Origin of the sequence: Kribbella catacumbae DSM 19601 (assembly GCF_000372465.1) — a bacterium.
Classification (GTDB): domain Bacteria; phylum Actinomycetota; class Actinomycetes; order Propionibacteriales; family Kribbellaceae; genus Kribbella; species Kribbella catacumbae.
On record NZ_AQUZ01000001.1, the window covers coordinates 403,684 to 423,250 of the forward strand.

11 protein-coding genes are annotated in these 19,567 nt (G+C 68.0%); 7 read left to right on the plus strand and 4 right to left on the minus strand.

Annotation, left to right across the window (positions count from 1 at the left end; all coding sequences use genetic code 11):
* Positions 1-21 precede the first annotated feature (21 nt).
* The 5 genes from A3ES_RS54925 (at position 22) to A3ES_RS0101805 (ending at position 12,866) form a co-directional block, all read left to right on the plus strand.
* Positions 22-3,375 (plus strand): discoidin domain-containing protein, encoded by a 3,354-nt coding sequence (locus tag A3ES_RS54925; RefSeq protein WP_083933120.1) that lies wholly within the window; start codon positions 22-24, stop codon positions 3,373-3,375.
* 60 nt (positions 3,376-3,435) lie between these two features.
* The gene (gene recC / locus A3ES_RS0101790) at positions 3,436-6,744 is read left to right on the plus strand and encodes an exodeoxyribonuclease V subunit gamma (protein WP_026162476.1); all 3,309 of its coding nucleotides are present in this window, start codon (positions 3,436-3,438) and stop codon (positions 6,742-6,744) included.
* A complete protein-coding gene (locus tag A3ES_RS0101795; protein WP_020385057.1) occupies positions 6,744-10,076 on the plus strand; it encodes a UvrD-helicase domain-containing protein in 3,333 nt (1,110 codons plus the stop codon). Before recC ends, A3ES_RS0101795 begins: the two co-directional genes overlap by 1 nt.
* Positions 10,073-11,842 carry an exodeoxyribonuclease V subunit alpha gene (recD, locus tag A3ES_RS0101800; protein WP_020385058.1) on the plus strand — a complete coding sequence of 590 codons (1,770 nt, stop codon included), beginning with the start codon at positions 10,073-10,075 and terminating at the stop codon, positions 11,840-11,842. Before A3ES_RS0101795 ends, recD begins: the two co-directional genes overlap by 4 nt.
* A gap of 82 nt (positions 11,843-11,924) precedes the next feature.
* Entirely contained in the window at positions 11,925-12,866 is a 942-nt protein-coding gene (locus A3ES_RS0101805; RefSeq protein WP_020385059.1) for a TIGR03560 family F420-dependent LLM class oxidoreductase, read from the plus strand.
* On the opposite strand, the gene A3ES_RS0101810 is transcribed toward A3ES_RS0101805, so the two are convergent.
* Positions 12,853-13,827, minus strand: a complete 975-nt coding sequence (locus A3ES_RS0101810; RefSeq protein ID WP_020385060.1) for an RNA polymerase subunit sigma-70 — start codon at positions 13,825-13,827, stop codon at positions 12,853-12,855. The two genes, A3ES_RS0101805 and A3ES_RS0101810, sit on opposite strands and share 14 nt — an antisense overlap.
* Positions 13,828-13,904: 77 nt before the next feature.
* Positions 13,905-14,924, minus strand: coding sequence for a zinc-dependent alcohol dehydrogenase family protein (locus tag A3ES_RS0101815; RefSeq protein ID WP_237744828.1), 1,020 nt, complete (start codon positions 14,922-14,924; stop codon positions 13,905-13,907).
* Positions 14,925-15,023: 99 nt separating this feature from the next.
* On the opposite strand from A3ES_RS0101815, the gene A3ES_RS0101820 reads away from it, so the two are divergent.
* Positions 15,024-15,533, plus strand: a complete 510-nt coding sequence (locus A3ES_RS0101820; protein ID WP_237744829.1) for a DinB family protein — start codon at positions 15,024-15,026, stop codon at positions 15,531-15,533.
* Between the two features lie 3 nt (positions 15,534-15,536).
* Here A3ES_RS0101820 and A3ES_RS0101825 read toward each other — a convergent pair whose 3' ends face one another.
* Entirely contained in the window at positions 15,537-16,739 is a 1,203-nt protein-coding gene (locus A3ES_RS0101825) for an acetate/propionate family kinase (protein WP_020385063.1), read from the minus strand.
* Positions 16,736-18,823, minus strand: a complete 2,088-nt coding sequence (gene pta / locus A3ES_RS0101830; RefSeq protein ID WP_020385064.1) for a phosphate acetyltransferase — start codon at positions 18,821-18,823, stop codon at positions 16,736-16,738. Before pta ends, A3ES_RS0101825 begins: the two co-directional genes overlap by 4 nt.
* Before the next feature lie 35 nt (positions 18,824-18,858).
* Between pta and A3ES_RS0101835 the strand changes: the two genes are divergently transcribed.
* Positions 18,859-19,155 carry a chorismate mutase gene (locus tag A3ES_RS0101835; protein WP_020385065.1) on the plus strand — a complete coding sequence of 99 codons (297 nt, stop codon included), beginning with the start codon at positions 18,859-18,861 and terminating at the stop codon, positions 19,153-19,155.
* Positions 19,156-19,567 lie beyond the last annotated feature (412 nt).

A 19,567-nucleotide genomic window follows, 5' to 3' on the forward strand; every position in this document is an offset into this window, starting at 1 on the left:
CGCCCCCTTAGGAGGTCCTCCATGTCATCCCCCCAGCAACGAAGGCGATGCCGGATCGCTGTGGTCGCCGCGGTCGCACTGACCTGTGGCATCCCGACCACCGTGGCCGCGATCGGCCCGGCCCAAGCGGGTCTCGCGGCCCAGGTAGTCGCGGCAACGATTCCTGACCTGACCAGCGCGAACCGGCGGGCACCCATCGCCGGTCTGCCGGACTGGAGCAAGGCGGGCTACCGCGGTGGCGCCCCGCTACCCGGTCCCGCCGACCTCAACCCCGACCAGAACTGCCAGATCACCGCGGCGGAGCTGGCCTCGCAGTACAGCGTCCGTGCTGATGGCAGTGACGCGACCACTGGACTGCAGGCCGCGATCGACGCGATCCGAACGCAGTGCACACCGTCGGCCGGCTACAACAAGCTGTCGCAGATCACCTTGCCGGAGGGACGAATCGCCGTCACCCGGCAGCTCGGCCTCGACGCCAGCTACCTGCTGATCAAGGGTGCCGGTCAGGGCCGGACCGTGCTGGTGTTCCGTCCCGACACCAACACCAGGTACGACGCACTCACCGCCGACGGTAGTGACTGGGACGAGGACGGGATGACCCACGGGGCGACCGGCAAGGGCGGCTGGATGTGGCCGGGCCGCGGCCTGCTCCGGGTTCAGAGCCGCGAGGTCGCACCGCGGTACGCCGCCGACTACGCCTCGGCTCCGCAGAACCGCAAGGACATCTTCGAAGGATCCATCAACCAGCATTGGGCCGGCGGCGTTCCGCTGCGCGAGTCCTCGGCCGCGGGCACGACCCAGATCAAGCTCGCCAGCACCGCGAACATGGCGCTGTTCAAGGCCGGCAACTACCTGTGGGTCGGTGCGGCGAATTCGGTGAAGTTCTACCAGCAGCAGACCGTCACCGACACGTCGAAGTACCAGAACCTGCACATGCGCCAGCAGATCTTCCAGATCAGCGCGGTCGACACCGCCGGGCGGAACCTGACGATCGACAAGCCACTCGAGTACGACCTGCCGCTGAACTCCACCTCGGACGGGTCGGCCGCGATCGGCGGCACGGTCTATCCGAGCCGGGTGACGCCGCTCAAGCCGGTCGTCGGGGTCGGGATCGAGGACCTGACCATCACCCAGGACATGGCCGGCCTGCCGAAGCTGAGCGGCGGGACCTACAACCTGAACAAGGCCGACGCCGTCCACAACTACGGCAACATGGCGCCGGAGTACCAGATGCACGGGATCGTGCTGAAGTGGGCGATCAACACCTGGGTCCGCCGGGTCGGAACGGAGATGACCGGCTCGCACCCGATCGTCACCGAGAGCGCGAAGAACATCCAGGTTCAGGAATCCCATCTGGACGGCTCCTGGAACAAGGGCAAGGGAGGCAACGGCTACCTGCGCGGTTCGCGGGTCTGGGACTCGCTGTACGGCTACAACACGACCCGGAACCTGCGTCACTTCACCTTCCAGTGGTCCGCTTCGAACAATGTGGCCATCGGCAACGACTTCGACTCCGACCTGAACGTGCACGGCGGCTGGGAACGGCGCAACCTGTTCGAGAACAACACCGTCCGCATCCCGTTCGAGCACTCGTCGAAGAACTGCCGGAGCAACTGCGGCGACGAGGGCGGTGACGTTCCGGACGACTCGACCTGGTGGCCGATCTGGTGGGCGGCGGGCCCGAAGGCGGTGAAGTGGTCCGGCTCCAGCGGTCCGCAGAACGTCGTCTACAACAACGCGCTCAGCAAGCAGACCACCGCGAACGGCGCCTACCAGAGCTACTACCCGGACCGGCAACGTCTGTACCAGTTCGGCAGCAGCTCATCCGACCCAACAAAGTTCCAGCACCTCGCGGTGAACGGCGCCACCATCACGGACTGGGCCGGCCGCGAAACCGCCGACTACACCGCACCGAACGGCGGCGTCAACGCCACCCGAACCGATCCATCGGGCTCACTGTTCCTGCGAACCCCCGGCGGTGGTGGTGGATCGGAAACGCTGTTGTCTCGTGGGAAGACGGCCACCGCGTCGTCGGTCGAGGGCGGCGGTTTCGAGGCCGGGCGCGCGGTCGACGGCGTCAGCTCGACTCGGTGGGCGTCGCAGGAGGCCCATGATCCCGAGTGGATCCAGGTCGACCTCGGCGCCCCGGCGGAGCTGACGCGGGTGAAGCTGAACTGGGAGGCGGCGTACGGCAAGGCGTACCAGGTCCAGACCTCGACGGATGGCACGACCTGGACGACTGTCCATTCGACGACGTCCGGCGACGGTGGTGTAGACGAGATCCCGGTGTCAGCCAGTGCGCGGTACGTGCGGATCAACGGCACCGCACGCGGTACGGCGTACGGCTACTCACTTTGGGAGTTCGAGGTGTACGGCTCGGGCGGCAGCCCGGGTGGTGGCGGGTCGGTGGTCGACGTGTCGACGGCCGCGCAACTGCAGGCCGCGTTGGCGAACGCGCAACCCGGTCAGACGATCCGGCTCGCGTCCGGGCAGTACCGTGGCTCATTCCTGACCCAACGAGCTGGATCCGCGGCGGCGCCGATCACGCTGACGGGTCCGCCGACCGCCGTGCTGATCAACGATGGACCGTCCGGGACCGCGCCGTCGTGCCCGGCACCGACGTCCGGGTGGGACTCAGGATACGGGCTGTGGTTGTTCGGTGCGCCGTACTGGAAGCTCACCGGGTTCACCGTGCAGGAGTCCAAGAAGGGGATCGTGCTGGACAACTCCCACCACGTGACCATCGACGGGGTGTCGGTCCACCACACCGACGAGGAGGCCGTGCACTTTCGCCGGTCCTCTGCTGACGGGGTGATCAAGAACTCGAAGATCACCGATGCGGGGCTGGTCCAGAAGGGGTACGGCGAGGGCGTGTACCTCGGCTCGGCCGGATCCAACTGGGGTTGTCACGGCAACTCGGGTGGCGTGGACAAATCCGACCGGGTGCAGGTGCTGGACAACCAACTGGGCCCGAACATCGCGGCCGAGGCGATCGACGTGAAGGAGGGCACGACCGGCGGGGTCATCCGCGGCAACACCTTCGACGGCCGCGGTATCTCGGGCGAGAACTCGGCCGACTCGTGGGTGGACGTCAAGGGCTTCGGTTACGTCATCGAGAACAACACCGCGACGTTCTCCTCCCCCGGGACGTTCGCGAACGGGTACGAGACGCACAACCCGACCACCACCCCGTCGTTCCCGAACGGCTGCGGCAACGCCTGGCGCAACAACTCGTCCGACCTCGGCGGCACCGGCATGTACGCCGTCTACATCACTTCCCGCTCCAAGTGCACCGCCGACGAGAACGTCGTCTATTCCTCCAACACCGTCCGGAACGCCCAGACGGGCCTGACCAATATCCCAGTGACTCCCTGAGTCCACAGCCGCTGCCGGGCGCTTCAACCGCCCGGCAGCGGGCGTGGCATGCTGGCGTCGGTGACCCTGTACTTGCACCGCGCCGAGCGCACAGACGTGCTGGCCGACGGACTGGGGCACCTGCTCGCCGTGCCCCTCGCCGACCCGTTCGCCGAGGAACTCGTGGTGGTACCTGCCAAGGGCGTCGAGCGCTGGCTCTCCCAGCGGCTCGCGCACCGTTTGGGTGCCGCAGCGGGCCGCGGTGACGGGGTCTGCGCAGGAGTCCGGTTCACAACTCCGCGCTCGCTGGTGTCCGCGGTGCTCGACCTCACCCACGACGACCCCTGGGCAGCGGACGCGATGGCCTGGCCGTTGCTGGCCGTGCTCGACGACTCCCTCGACGACGCCTGGTGCGAGCCTGTCGCCCGGCACCTCGGCCACTTCGACACCGGCGCCGAAGCCGAGCTGCGTCAAGGCCGCCGGTACGCCGTCGCGGCGCGGCTGGCCCGGCTCTTCGCGTCGTACGCCGTCCAGCGACCCGCCCTCCTCGCGGACTGGAGCGCCGGCCGCGACACCGATGGCCGGGGCGACGCCATCGACGAAGACCTGACCTGGCAACCCGAGCTCTGGCGGCGACTGGTCGATCGGACAAACGCCCCGCCACCGCAAACTCGCCTCGCCGAAACTCTTACCCGGCTTCGCGATCAGCCGGACTCCTTCGACCTGCCCGCGCGACTCTCACTGTTCGGGCACACCCGACTCCCCGTCACCGAGGTCGAGTTGCTCTCCGGGCTGGCCGAGCACCGCGACGTACACCTCTGGCTCCCCCACCCCAGCAACGCGCTCTGGGAGCGCCTGGCCGCAGCGGGCACCACCGCTGGCGACCGAGCCGCCGACACGAGTCACCAAGCGGCCGACCACCCGCTGCTGGCCACACTCGGGCGGGACAGTCGTGAGCTTCAGTTGACCCTTGCTGCTGCCCCGGCGACCGATAGCCACCTTCCTTCGCAGCCGACGCCCGACACACTTCTCGGCTGGCTGCAGCAGGATCTGTGCAGCAACACCGTCGGGTCCGTGGGCCGCCATCTGGCCGCCAATGACCGCAGCGTGCGGGTGCACGCCTGCCACGGCACCGCCCGGCAGGTCGACGTACTGCGTGAGGTGCTGCTGGAGATGCTCCAGGCCGACCCGACGCTGGAACCTCGCGACATTCTCGTCATGTGCCCCGACATCGAGACGTACGCGCCGTTGATCAACGCTCGCTTCGGCCTCGGAGACCTCCGCGACGACGGCCACCCGGCGCATCGGTTGCGGGTGCAGCTGGCCGACCGGTCACTCACCCAGACCAATCCCCTGCTTGGCGTCGCATCCCAGTTGCTCGGCGTCGCGGGTAGCAGAGCAACCGCCAGTCAGCTGCTGGACCTCGCCCAGGCCGAGCCGGTACGCCGGCGCTTCCGGTTCACCGACGACGACCTGGACACCATCACGGCCTGGGTCCGCGAGTCGGGGGTCCGGTGGGCGTTCGACCAGAACCACCGCGAACCGTACGGTCTGGCCGACTACCCCCAGAACACCTGGCGTTTCGGGCTCGACCGGATCCTCGCCGGCGTGACGATGTCCGCCGACGCCCACGCCTGGATCAACACGACCCTGCCGCTCGACGATGTCGGCAGCACCCGGATCGAGCTGGCCGGCCGGTTCGCGGAGTACGTCGATCGGTTGCAGGCGGCAACCAAACGGCTCGACGGCACGCGTCCCCTCGCGGACTGGCTCGACGCGTTGCGCGCGGGGATCGATCAGCTGACCCGGGTCGTCCCCGACGACAACTGGCAGATCAGCCAGGTCCATCGCGAGTTCGCCGAGGTGGCCGCCGACGCCGGGCATCTGGCCGGGACCTCGCTGAGGCTGCCTGACATCCGGGCTCTCCTGTCCACTCACCTGGCCGGCCGCCCGAGCCGTGCCAGCTTCCGGACCGGCACGCTGACCGTCTGCACGATGGTGCCGATGCGATCGGTCCCCCACCGCGTGGTCTGCCTGCTGGGACTCGACGACGGCGTCTTCCCTCGATTCGGACTGGCCGACGGCGACGACGTACTGGCCAGGACTCCGATCACGGGCGAGCGCGACGTCCGCAGCGAGGATCGCCAGCTTCTGCTGGATGCGATTCTCGCCGCGACCGAGTCCTTGGTGATCACCTACACCGGCGCCAACGAGTACACGGGGCAACGGCGGCCGCCCGCAGTACCGCTCGGTGAGCTGCTTGATGTCCTCGACCGCACCACCGAGTCGCAGGTCCGGGAAGCGGTGCTGGTCAAGCACCCGCTCCAGCCGTTCGATCGGAAGAACCTGGAAGCCGGCCGGCTCGGTACTCCGGGACCTTTCACGTTCGACCCGACCGCCCTCGTCGCGGCCCGAGCCGCCGCGGGATCCCGGCCACCACGGCCCGAGTTTCTGGCCGGGCAGCCGCCATCGGCAGGCGGCGAGGACATCGCGCTGGCCGACCTCCTGGCGTTCTTCCGTCATCCCGTGAAGGGATTCTTCCGGGCGCTCGACCTGACCCTGCCGTGGGAGGTCGATGGTGTCTCGGACGTGATGCCGGTGGAGATCGACAACCTCCAGAAGTGGTCGGTCGGCGACCGGCTGCTCCGCGACATGCTGGCGGGGGTCAATCCGAACGACGCGCTCCAAGCAGAGTGGCGACGAGGCACGCTGCCACCGGGCAGACTCGGCTGGCGGACCGCGACCGACGTACGCGACGAGGCCAAGCAGCTCGCGATCAGTGCACATCAGCACCGGCAGACGAGTCCCAGGGCGTTCGATCTGGACGTCGATCTCGGCGGCGGCCGACGGCTCACCGGCACCGTTCCGAGCGTGCACGGCCACCGGCTGGTCTCGGTCAGCTTCTCCCGCCTCGATGCCAAGCAACTGCTCGCCTCCTGGATTCAGCTGCTCGCCCTGTCCGCCCACGACGAGGACCACAACTGGACAGCTCTGGCTATCGGCCGTGGACGGAACAGCCCGGCGAGCCGGCTTCTCGGTCCGGTCGGGCCGGAAGCCCGCGCCTTGCTTGCCGACCTGGCCGCGATCTACGACGCCGGTCGCCGGGAGCCGCTTCCGCTTCCCCTCAAGACCTCGCTCGCCTGGTACGAGGCACGCCGTACCGGCGACGACCCGGCGATCGCTGCCGGCCGACGCTGGCGCCCGACTGGCTATGACGGCGAGAACGCCGATCCTGCGCACGTCAAGGTCTGGGGCGCCTACACCCGGCTCGACGTTCTGCTGGACCCGACGCGTCCCGATGAGGAACGTCAAGGCGAACCGACCCGGCTCGGCGCCTACTCGGCGCGGCTCTGGGAACCGATGCTTCGCTTCGAGCAGGGAGCGATCTGATGGAGCCCTTCGATCTGCTCGGTGAACTCCCGACCGGAACCATCGTGCTGGAGGCGAGCGCCGGCACGGGCAAGACCTATGCGCTGGCCGGGCTCGTCACCCGCTTCGTGGCCGAAGGACGCGCCAGGCTCGACCAGATGCTGCTGATCACCTTCGGCCGCGCGGCCAGCCAGGAACTCCGCGAACGCGTACGCACCCAGCTGCTGGAAGCCGAACTCGCACTGGCCGACCCCGCCCGTTGGCGTGACGACCCCGGTCTGCTCGGCCACCTCGTCCAAGGCAGCGCCGACGACATCGCGCTGCGGCACTTGCGCCTTCGCGACGCGCTGGCCAACTTCGACACGGCCACCATCGCCACGACGCACCAGTTCTGCCAGCTCGTACTGCGCTCGCTCGGCGTCGCCGGTGACACCGACGCGGGCGTCACCCTGGTTGACGACCTACGCGAACTCGTCACCGAGGTGGTCGACGACCTCTACCTCAATCTCTTCGGGAGTTCCCCGGACCAGCCGCCCATCAGCCGCGGTACTGCTCTCGAGATCGCCTTGAAAGCAGTCAGCAACCCGCACACCCGACTGGTTCCGGACAAGTACGACGAGGGCTCACTGGAGGGTGTGCGGATCGAGTTCGCGCACGCCGTATTGACCGAGATGGAGCGCCGCAAACGCCGCCTCGGCATTCTCGGCTACGACGACCTGCTCACCCGCCTAGCCGCCGCGCTGGAGGATCCCGATGCTCCGGCCCGGCGGCAACTGCAGCGTCGCTGGTCGGTGGTGATGGTCGACGAGTTCCAGGACACCGATCCGGTGCAATGGAAGGTCATCGACGCCGCGTTCAACGGGCCCAGCACGCTGGTGCTGATCGGCGACCCCAAGCAGGCCATCTATGCCTTCCGCGGTGGAGACATCGCGACGTACCTCGCGGCCGCGGCAACCGCCGGTCAGCGGCGCACCCTCGACACCAACTGGCGTAGCGACAAGCCGCTGGTCGACTGCCTCCAGGTCGTGCTGGGCGGCGCTCAACTCGGCCATCAGGACATCGTCGTTCACCCGGTTGCCGCTCACCACGAGGGCAGCAGGCTTGCTGGGGCGCCATCCGACGCGCCGTTCCGGCTTCGCGTCGCGCGCAGGGAACACTTCGGCTCGGCCAGACGCAAGAACGTCCCGATGGACGACCTCCGCGACTACATCGCTCGCGATCTGGCGGCCGACATCGGCCGCTTGCTGGCTTCCGACGCGACGTACGCCGGTCGACCGCTGCGCGCCGGCGACGTCGCGGTGATCGTCGAGACGCACAAGGACGCGCGGGTCTGCCGGGAGCAACTGGCCGTGGCCGGCATCCCCGCCGTCTACTCAGGTGACCTCGACATCTTCGCGTCGCAGGCCGCCCAGGACTGGCTGTGCCTGCTCGAGGCGTTCGAGCAGCCGCACCGCTCCGGCCTGGTCCGCGCTGCGGCGACCACGATGTTCTTCGGCGAGACGGCGGCGAGCCTGCGGGCCGGCGGCGAAGAGCTCACCGACCGGACCGGGCAGACGCTGCGAGCCTGGGCGGACCGGCTGCGGACCAGTGGCGTGGCGGCGGTCTTCGAGGCCGCGCAGGTTCACGGGATGACCGAGCGAGTACTGGCCTGGCGCGGCGGCGAGCGCGATATGACCGACCTCGCGCATCTGGCCGAGTTGCTGCACGAGACCGCGCACCGCGAAGGCTTCGGCCTGCCCGCCCTGCTCGACTGGCTGCGTGAGGAATGCACCGGCAGCGGCCGGACGACCGAGCGGACCCGTCGGCTCGACAGCGACGCCGCGGCCGTACAGATCATGACGGTGTGGGTCAGCAAGGGCCTGCAGTACCCCGTCGTCTACCTGCCGTTCGGTTTCACCCGTCACGTCGTCGAGGACACCGAACTGCTGGTCTTCCACCAGGACGGCGAACGGTGCCTCGACCTCGGCGGCAAGAGGCACCGTGGCCATCGAGCCAACCAGAAACTCTGGCGGGCCGAGGAGGCCGGCGACGACATCCGCCTCACCTACGTCGCGCTGACCCGGGCCCAGTCACAGGTCGTGGCCTGGTGGGCGCCGTCCTGGGACGAGATCAACGGCGGGATCTCGCGGCTGCTGCGCGGTCGCAAACAAGGCGAAGCGGTCGTGCCCGACACCGTGGACCGAGCTTCGTCCGACGACGAGGTACTGATCTGGCTACGGCGCTGGCAGCAGGCCGGCGGTCCAGTGGTCGAGGACTCGGTCATCGCCGAGCAGGTCGAGCCCGTCCGCGAGGAGCTGCCTGGTGGGCTCGCAGTCGGAACCTTCTCCCGCGAGGTCGACCTCGCCTGGCGCCGTACGTCGTACTCGGGGCTGATCCGGGCGGCCGACCAGCAGGTGGGCGGTGTGGCCAGCGAACAGGAGGAGAGTCAGCTCGAGGACGAGTCCGTGGATCCGGCGCCGACGGCGGAGCACATGCTGACCCCACCCCACCACCCCGGTCAGGAGGCCATGCCGACCGATGCGCTGCCGTCCCCGATGGACGGGCTGCCGGCGGGAGCCACGTTCGGGTCGCTGGTCCACGCAGTACTGGAAGAGGCGGATCCACACGCGCCCGATCTGCACGCCGAGCTGGTCGCTCAGGTCCGCGAGCAGTTGCGATTCTGGCGGGTCGACGTGACGCCCGATGCCCTGGCCACAGCGATGCTGCCGTTGCACAGCACGCCGCTCGGGCCGCTCGTTCCGGGGTTGACCCTCGGCGATCTGGGCCGGGCCGACCGGCTCCGCGAGCTCGACTTCGAGATCCCGTTGGCCGGCGGCGATCAGGCGGTGGCGAACGACGTACGGCTGGCTCAGTTGGCGCCGCTGGTGCGCACCCACCTGTCAGCCGGCGATCCGCTCCTTGCGTACGCCGACCGGCTCGAACAGCCACTACTCGGCCGGCAAAGCCTGCGGGGCTACCTCTCCGGTTCGATCGACGTCGTACTGCGCGTCCCTCACGGCAGCGGTCACCGGTTCGTCGTGGTCGACTACAAGACCAACCGGCTCGGCGACCCGGAACAGCCCGCCACCTCCGCGGAGTACGGCCCGGATCAGCTGGCTGCCGCGATGCTGCACTCCGACTATCCGTTGCAGGCGATGCTCTATTCGGTGGTGCTGCACCGGTACCTCCGTTGGCGACTGCCGGGCTACGACCCCGACGTACATCTCGGCGGAGTGATCTACCTCTACCTGCGCGGGATGTGCGGACCGGAGACGCCTGTCGTGGACGGGCATCCCGCAGGGGTGTTCAGTTGGCCGATGCCGACGGCGCTCGTACTGGCGCTGTCCGAGTTGCTCGACGGGAGCGCGACATGACCACGACCGTCGACGAGTTCGACTCGACCTTGGCGCTCGGCGCGACCGGGATGCTGCGCGACTTCAACAGAGCCGGCGTGATCCTGGCCGCTGACGTCCATGTCGCCTCCCGGCTCACCACGCTGCTTGCTGAAGGCAACGAATCGGTGGCACTCGCCTGTGCCCTGGTGGCACGGGCCGTCCGGGCCGGATCCATCTGCCTCGACCTGACCGAGGTCCGCGCCGAAGTCGGCGATGACGGCGCCGAGCTCCCCTGGCCCGCCATGGACGAATGGCTCGCCGCACTCACCGCCAGCCCGCTGCTTGCCGATCCGCACCCGCTCCACCTTGAGGACACTCGCCTGTACTTCGATCGCTACTGGCGAGAAGAGGGACAGGTCGAACAGGACCTTCGCGGCCGGGCCGGCCGACCCGTACCGGAGATCGCCGACGAAGCCGCTCTGCTTGCAGGGCTCGACCGGCTCTTCCCCGGTACGGCGTACGTCGAGCAGCGGGCCGCAGCGGAGACTGCCGCACGGCAGTGGACGACAGTTCTGACGGGTGGCCCGGGTACTGGCAAAACCACCACCGTGGCCGGTCTGCTTGCCCTACTCGCGGAACAGGCAGAGCTCGCCGGGGAACGTCGTCCGTGGATCGCACTGACCGCACCAACCGGCAAGGCCGCCGGTCGCTTGGAGGAGGCGGTACGGCGCGAGATGTCCGGGCGCCTGACCGCCAAGGACACCGACAGGCTGGGCGACTTCCACGCCCGGACTCTGCACATGCTGCTTGGTGGGCGCCCCGACTCGTCGACTCGCTTCCGCCACGACCGGGACAACCGCCTGCCGCACGACATCATCGTGGTCGACGAGACCTCGATGGTTTCGCTGACGATGATGGCGCGGCTCCTCGAGGCGGTCCGGCCCGAGGCCCGATTGATCCTGGTCGGCGACCCCGACCAACTGGCCTCCATCGAGGCAGGGGCGGTACTGGCCGACCTCGTCGAGGGACTGGTCGCCGGCGGGCACATCGACACAGCCGAGCTTCGGACCTCTCACCGGTTCGGAAGCGAGATCGGCGACCTCGCACTGGCTGTCCGCGAAGACCGCGCCGACGACGTCCTCGCCGTACTGCGCAGCGGCGGCGACCGGGTGCATTTCATGGCGGACGACGATCCCCGCGAAGGCCTACGGTCCGTGCTCCTGCCGGACGCGCTCGCGATCCGGACAGCAGCCGAAGCGGGAGACATCGACGCTGCCCTGGCCGCACTCGATCGCCACCGCCTGCTCTGCGCCCACCGGGAAGGTCCATGGGGCGTCAACCACTGGAACCGAACTGTCGAGCGGTGGATCACCGAAGAGACCGAGGACCCACTCTGGGACACCTGGTACGTCGGCCGGCCGGTACTGGTGACCGCCAACGATTACGCCCTCGGCATCTACAACGGCGACGTCGGCGTCACGATCCGGCGCCCCGACGGAACCCTCCGAGTCTGCATCGACAGCTCCCGCGGCCGCCTCGACTTCGCTCCCAGCCGCCTCGGCAACATCGAAACCCTGCACGCCATGACCATCCACAAAGCCCAAGGCAGCCAGGCCGCCGAGGTCACCGTCCTGATGCCAGGCGAAGAATCCCGGCTCCTCACCCGTGAACTCTTCTACACCGCCGTCACCCGCGCCCAGGAACGAGTACGAGTCGTCGGCACCGAAACCGCCGTCCGCCTGGCACTCAGCCGTCGAGCCCTCCGTGCCACCGGCCTCCGCCAGCGCCTGACCACCGAAAGCTGACCCACCGCGCGCGATTCCTTCTGTTGTCGAAGAACGTCTGTACCTGGGTGACCAACTGGCCCAGACGACGCAGGAGTGCGACATGAAGTTCAACCTCTTCCTCCCCACCGGCTTCGGTGCCGACTTCGCCGCTTTCAGTGATCCCGCGCAGGCTGCCGAGCGGGTGATCCAGCTGGCGCAGACCGCCGAAGCCGTCGGGTTCTCCGAGGTGTGGCTGCCTGACCATCTCCAGACCATCCCGCCGTCGGCCGGCTACCTGTTCGAGGCCTGGACGCTGCTGACAGCGATCGCTCGGGAGACCACCACGGTCCGGGTCGGCCAGCTGGTCACCGGCAACGGCTACCGGAATCCGGCGCTCCAGGCCAAGATGGCGTCGACTCTGGACGCCTTGTCCGCCGGACGCCTGACCTTCGGGATCGGTGCCGGTTGGTACCAGCCCGACTACGACGCCTTCGGGTACGAGTTCCCGGCTGCCGGTCAGCGTCTGCGTGAGCTCCGTGAGGCGGTACAGGTGATTCAGTCTCTGTGGACCGAGGAAGTCACCAACTTCAGCGGCGAGTTCTACACGGCCAAGAACGCCTACGCGGAGCCCAAGGGTGTTCAGGAACCGCGGATCCCGATGATGATCGCCGGCGGCGGCGAGAAGGTGACGTTGCGCATCGTCGCCGAGTTCGCCGACGCCTGCAACCTGATGACGTCGCCCGCCGAGATCGAACGCAAGCTGCGGATCCTCCGCCGCCACGCCGACGAGGTCGGCCGGGACCTCGACTCGATCAGAGTCACCGCCACGACCGCGGCTCTCCTGTCCGGGAGCGACGAGGAAGCACAAGGTCAGCTGCATCCGGGCATGGGCGCCTTCTACGCTGGGGATTTCGCTTCGTACCTGCTCTATGGAACGGCCGAGACCGTTCAGGCACGGGTGAAGGCCTACGAGAAGGCCGGCGTCGACGAGTTGGTCGTCGGTTTCCACCACTCCACCGATCCGGACGCGATCCGGGAGTTCGCCGAGGTCATCGGACTCTGAGCACCAACGGCAACCCACACCTGGCCACCAGACCTGGATCGCCGAACGACGTGATGCCCGCGATCCCGGTCTTGGTCAGGTCGAGGACGATCAGCCCGTACGCCGCGTACGAACCGTCTGCCTGCAGTTGGTACCCGGCCGCCGCCGGCTGCCCGTTGGCCGCGGTCGGAAGCATCCGCCAACTGCCTGGATCACCGATGACATGATTGACCAGGACCGGGAGACAAGTCTCCAGGCCGGAGAACCAGGTGCTCGTCCCGGTCGTCTGCAAGGTGGCATCGTCTCGGAGTACCGCCGCCAGCGCCGAGGCGTCACTCATTTCAATGGCGGAGATGTACCGGTTGAGCAACGCGCTGAGCGCCGGATCCGTCGGTGCCACGATCTCTTCGAGTTGCGGCGTCACCTCGGCCATCCTGCCGCGGGCACGCTGCAAGCTGCTCTTGACCGCGGTCGAGGTCGTGTTCAGCACCTTTGCGGTATCGGCCGCCGAGAAGGAGAGCACATCGCGCAGAATCAGAACTGCTCGCTGGCTGACCGGTAGATGCTGAAGGCTCGCGATGATCCCGAGCCGCAGAGTCTCCCGGGAGCCCACGATCGTCGCCGGGTCGAGCAGCGCGTTCGGAATCGGCTGCACCATGCGGACCTCACCGTCGAGTTCCCGCACCGGCGCGTCCGGGTCGTCCGACGGAGCGCCGAGTCCGGAGGGAAGGACGCGTCTGCTGCGGTGCTTGAGCGCCGAGAGGCAGGCGTTGGTCGCGATCCGGTAGAGCCACACGCGGACCGACGCACGACCGTCGAAGTTCTCGTATCCCTTCCAGGCTCTCAGGTACGTCTCCTGAACCAGGTCCTCGGCCTCGTCGACAGATCCCATCAGGCGATAGCAGTGGGCGAGCAACTCACGGCGGAAGCGCTCCAGGTCGCGAAGCAGACCCTCTTCGTCGGACACAGCCTCGTCGGACATGGCTACCTACCTTTCGCGCGAATCAGACGATATAGACCCGCGCCGCGACCAAAAGGAATCGCCGGGGCCGACTCGTACTAGGTACTGGTCCTGACAGCGACCAGCGAGCCTGAGCCACGGCTGTGCGCCAGGTCGGACAGCGCACGGTCGATCCGGTCGAACCCGACAACCGTGGTCCGGGGCCGGACGGACACCCGTGCGGCGAGCCGCAACAACTCCTCGCCGTCGCGACGGGTGTTCGCCGTGACACTGCGCAAGTCACGCTCCCGGAACAGGTCACGGTCGTAGTTCAGCGCCGGTACGTCGCTGAGGTGGATCCCCGCCACCGCGACCGTTCCTCCCGGCTTGAGCGCCTGCAGAGCCAACGGCACGAGCTCTCCCGCCGGCGCGAACACGATCGCCGAGTCCAGCCCCACCGGCGGCACGTCCTGGGTCCCGCCTACGAAGGCGACACCGAGTTCGCGGGCCAACTCCTGATTCGCCTGTCCTCGGGTCAGCACGTAGATCTCGGCGCCCTGGGCAGCGGCCAGTTGCGCGGTGAGGTGCGCGCTGGACCCGAACCCGTAGATCCCGAGCCGGCCGCCCGCCGGGAGGTTCGCGCGCTTGAGCGCGCGATAGCCGATAATTCCCGCACAGAGCAGCGGAGCAAGCTCCTCGGATGATCGATCCTCCGACAGCCGGTAGGCGTAGTCCTGGGCGACGACCGCATACTCCGCGAACCCGCCGTCGGCATCCCAGCCCGTGTACGTCGATCGTGGACAGAGGTTCTCGGCTCCGCGCCGGCAGAACTCACAAGCGCCACAGGTACCACGGAGCCAGGCGATCCCGATCCGCTCGGCCAGCTCGAACCGGTCGGCTCCACTGCCGCGTTCCACCACCTCGCCGACGACCTGATGCCCGGGAACGACGCCGGGCCGCCGAGGCTCGAGATCGCCCTCGCACAGATGCAGATCAGTCCGGCACAACCCACAAGCGAGCACCCGAACCAGTACCTCCGCCACCCCAGGCTGGGGCACCTCGCGCCGTACCAGCCGAAGCGACCCCAGATCGATCGGCCCAGGACGACGCACGGCCCAGGCATCCATCCTCTCGGTCATCCTCCGACCATGCCAGACATCCGGCGACAACCGCGGGACCGGGCCGGATCTGGTTCTGGAGGCGTGGGTGTGCTGACATGAGATATGGATAGGCAGGCTTTGCACGAGGAGCTTGAGCGAGCTCGGGAAGACTTTCGGCGGTTGGTCGAGTCGGCCGATCGGGCGGACTTGCTGAGGGCAACGAACGGTACTCGGTGGAACAACCGTCAATTGCTGTTCCACATGCTGCTCGGCTACCTGATCATCCGCGCCCTGCGGCGTTTGGTTTGGGTGTTCGGCCGCCTGCCACAGGGCGCGAGCCGCGGGTACAGCCGACTGCTCAACGCGGCAACCGGACCGTTCGACCAGGTGAACTTTCTCGGTTCGTACGCCGCTGGGCGTACCGTGAGTCCCGAGCGGATGGTGGTCATGTTCGACCACGTCGTCGCCAAACTGCATCAGCGGCTCGACGCCGAATCGGACGCCGACCTCGCTCGCGGAATGCACTACCCGACGCGGTGGGATCCGTACTTCAAGGACTACATGACCTTGGCGGATCTCTACCACTTCCCGACCCAGCACTACGACTTCCACCGTCGCCAGCTCACGCTGACCGACCCACCGCGCTGAGCCTCAGGCCTCTGCGAGTCGGACCAGGCTGAGTGCCTCGCGGGCGATCTGCCATTCCTCGTTGGTGGGTACGACCAGCACTGCCACAGCACTGTCGTCGGCGGACACGGTGCGGGCTTCACCCGACGACGTGTTGTTGCGTTCGGCATCGAGCTGGATCCCGAGACGTTCGAGACCCGCCAGCGAGGCAGCTCGTACGTCGGCCGAGTGCTGGCCGACGCCGGCCGTGAAGACGATCGCGTCCACGTTGCCCAGGACGGCGTAGTACGCGCCGACGTACTTCTTGATCCGGTAGCAGTAGATCTCGAAGGCCAGCTGCGCCCGGGCGTCGCCGGCCTCGCGACTGATGGACAGCTCCCGGAAGTCGTTGCCGCCAGCAAGGGCCTTGAGGCCGGACTCGTAGTTCAGCGCATGGTCGATCTCTTCCACGGTCCAGCCGAGCTCGCGGACCAGGTGCGCGTGGATCGCCGGGTCGAGGTCTCCCGAGCGCGTGCCCATCACCAGACCCTCCAGGGGAGTCATCCCCATCGAGGTGTCGACCGACTGGCCACCCCGTACCGCTGCGGCGGAGCAGCCGTTGCCGAGGTGAAGCACGATGAGGTTCAGATCGGCCGGCTCCTGCCCGAGCAGTCGCGCTGCCTCCGCGGCGACGAACGCGTGCGACGTACCGTGGAAGCCGTACCTCCGGATTCCGTGATCGTCTCGCCAGTCGAGCGGAACCGCGTAGGTGTAGGCATGTGGCGCAAGTGTCTGGTGAAAGGCCGTGTCGAATACCGCGACCTGCTGGAGGTCGGGGAAGAGCCGCCGGGCGACCTGAATGCCCTCGAGGTTCGCCGGGTTGTGCAGCGGAGCCAGCGGCACCAGGTCGTTGACCGCGGCAACCAGGTCGTCGTCGATGAGAGCAGGGTCGGCGAACTGGGAGCCGCCGTGGACGACGCGGTGGCCGACAGCCGCGATCTCGATGTCGTCGAGCGACGGGCCATGGGTTTCGAAGGCCTTCAGCGCCGCGCGCAACGCGTCCTCATGGGAAGCGATCTTGAGACTGGTGTTGCTCTCGCCGTCGGTGCCATGGTGAACGTGGTGGCCCTCCGGCTCGCCGATTCGCTCGACCACGCCGGACGCTGCAGCCTCGCCGGAGGCTGCGTCGATCAGGCTGTACTTCAGCGACGAAGACCCCGCATTGATCACCAGGACGTGGTCGCTCATTGACCGCTCCCCTCCCCAAGCCGCGCTTGGACGGCGGTGATCGCCACCGTGTTGATGATGTCCCGCACCGTCGCTCCCCTGGACAGATCGTTCACCGGCTTCCGCAGACCCTGCAGTACCGGGCCGACAGCCACCGCGTTCGCTGAGCGCTGCACTGCCTTGTACGTGTTGTTGCCTGTATTGAGGTCGGGGAAGATGAACACCGTCGCCCGGCCGGCCACCTGCGATTCCGGCAGCTTGGTCCGGGCCACCGCGCTGTCGATCGCGGCGTCGTACTGGATGGGTCCCTCGACGAGCAGCTCGGGCGCGCGTTCCCTGACGATTTCGGTTGCCTTCGACACCTTCTCGACGTCGGTCCCGGTGCCGGAGCTGCCGGTCGAGTACGACAGCATCGCCACCCGCGGCTCGATACCGAAGACCGCTGCGGTCCCGGCCGAGGAGATCGCGATGTCGGCGAGCTGTTCAGCGGTCGGGTCAGGGTTGACCGCGCAGTCGCCGTACACGAGGACCTGGTTCTGCAGGCACATGAAGAACACCGAGGAGACCACCGACACCTCGGGCAACGTCTTGACGACCTCCAGGGCCGGACGAATCGTGTGAGCGGTGGTGTGGACGGCGCCGGACACCATCCCGTCGGCCAAGCCGAGCTGAACCATCATGGTGCCGAAGTAGGAGACGTCTCTCACCTGCTCGCGGGCCTTGTCGAGGTCGACCCCGCGGTGCTGCCGCAGCCGGTGGTACTCGTGTGCGAAGCGCTCCCCCAGCTCCTCGTCGTCAGGGCTGATGATCCGCGCCGCCGAGATGTCCACGCCCAGCCCGGCTGCCTTGGCGCTGATCACGACAGGATCACCGAGCAGGGTCAGCTGCGCCACCCCGCGGCGCAGCAGCACGTCCGCCGCCCGCAGAATCCGCTCCTCCTCCCCTTCTGGCAGCACGATGTGCTTGCGGTGGGCAACTGCCTCGTCGATCAACTGGTGCTCGAACATCAGTGGCGTCACCGCGCCGCTGCGCGCGACCGCGAGCCGATCCAGCAGCGCGGGCCCGTCGACATGCTGGTCGAACAGCGCGAGCGCCGTGTCCACCTTGCGCGGCGAGTTCTTCGTCAGCCGGCCCCGTACGGCGGTCAGCGCCGTCGAGGTCGCATGCGTACCGAGGCCGGTCTCGATCAGAGGCATCGTGCTCCCGATGCCATCGATCAGCCGGAGGATCTGTTCCGGCAACGCGAATCCGCCGTTGAGGAAGATCGCCGACACCTGCGGGAAGTTCTGCGACGCGTGCGCCATCAGTACGCCGACCACCACCTCAGGCCGGTCCGCCGCGGTGATCACGGCCGCTCCTTCGAACAACCGGTCGAGCACGTTCGGCATCGTCATCCCGGCGATCACCAGGCCGGTGACCTCACGCGACAGCAGCCCAAAGTCACCACTCAGCAACTGCCCATCAACCGCGCTCATCAGATCCGCCACGGCGGGCGCACTCAGCAACGGCTCCTCCGGGATCGCGTACGCCGGTACGTCGGCGCTGGCCAGAGCGGCGACGGTCGACGCCAGCTCGTCCTCGCCCACCCGGTTGGCGATGACCGCGAACAGGGAACCGTGGTTGGCCGCCAGTTCGGCGCCGACCAGATCGGTCAACGTGCGCAGATCCTCTGGGCTCCGCCCCGACCCGTTCAGGACGAGCAGCACCGGCGCGCCCAGGTTGGCGGCGATCCTCGCGTTGTAGGAGAACTCGGTCGGCGTACCCACGTCGGTGTAGTCACTCCCGACGATGAGCACCGGGTCTCCACGCTCGGCGACGTCACGGTAGCGCTGCACGATCCGGTCGAGCGCGGCGTCAGGATCCTTGTGCACCTCGTCATAGGTCACCCCGACGCACTCGTCGTACGCCAGCGACACCGCATCATGCGAGATGAGCAGATCCAGGACGTAGTCGCGCCCGCCATGCAAAGCGGTGTCCGGCCGCACGATCGGGCGGAACACCGACACCCGCTCGACCCGCCTGGACAACTGCTGAAGGACCCCGAGAGCCACCGTGGACTTACCGGTGTACCCCTCCACCGATGCCACGTACACGCTGCTACCCATGAACAGAACCCTAGTCTCTGTGCCAGAGTGGCCGGGTGAACGATCTGGATGTCCCGGCTGAACTTGCCCGTCTGCGCGGCACGATCGACAACATCGACGCCGCCTTGGTGCACCTGCTGGCCGAGCGGTTCAAGTGCACCCAGCAGGTGGGTGCGCTCAAGGCGCGGAGCGGTCTGCCGCCGGCCGACAAGGCGCGGGAGGAGCGGCAGATCACCCGGCTCCGCTCGCTGGCCACCGATGCGGGGCTGGACCCGGTGTTCGCGGAGAAGTTCCTCAACTTCGTCATCGCCGAGGTGATCCACCACCACGAACGGCTCGCCGAGGAAAAGTGACCGAAGGCAAACAAAGGCGCCGAGCATCCACCTGTCCCGCATGGTCGAGTACTGCAGGAAGAACGGGCTCATCCGGGTGCCGTCCTGGGCAAGGACGGTATTCGGGCCCTTGCCGTCGGCAACACCCATGCCGCGATCGTCAAGCTGTCCTTGGTGACCACCCCGCGGACAGGCATCCCGACGTACGCCGTTGAGCCGTTCAGCTGGACTGCCGTACCGGACACCCCAGGGGCCAGGTCGCCTGGCTACGCAGCGTTACTCAGCGGTCTCTCAGCCGGCGGCGGGCATCATTTGAGGTGACTGCTCGTTGCCCCCCGAGCCGAGGTTGTGACAGATGAATCTGCTTCCGTGGATATTAGCTGTGGATGTCCTCGTACTGATCGCCATCAGCGTCGTCGGCGGGATCGCGGAG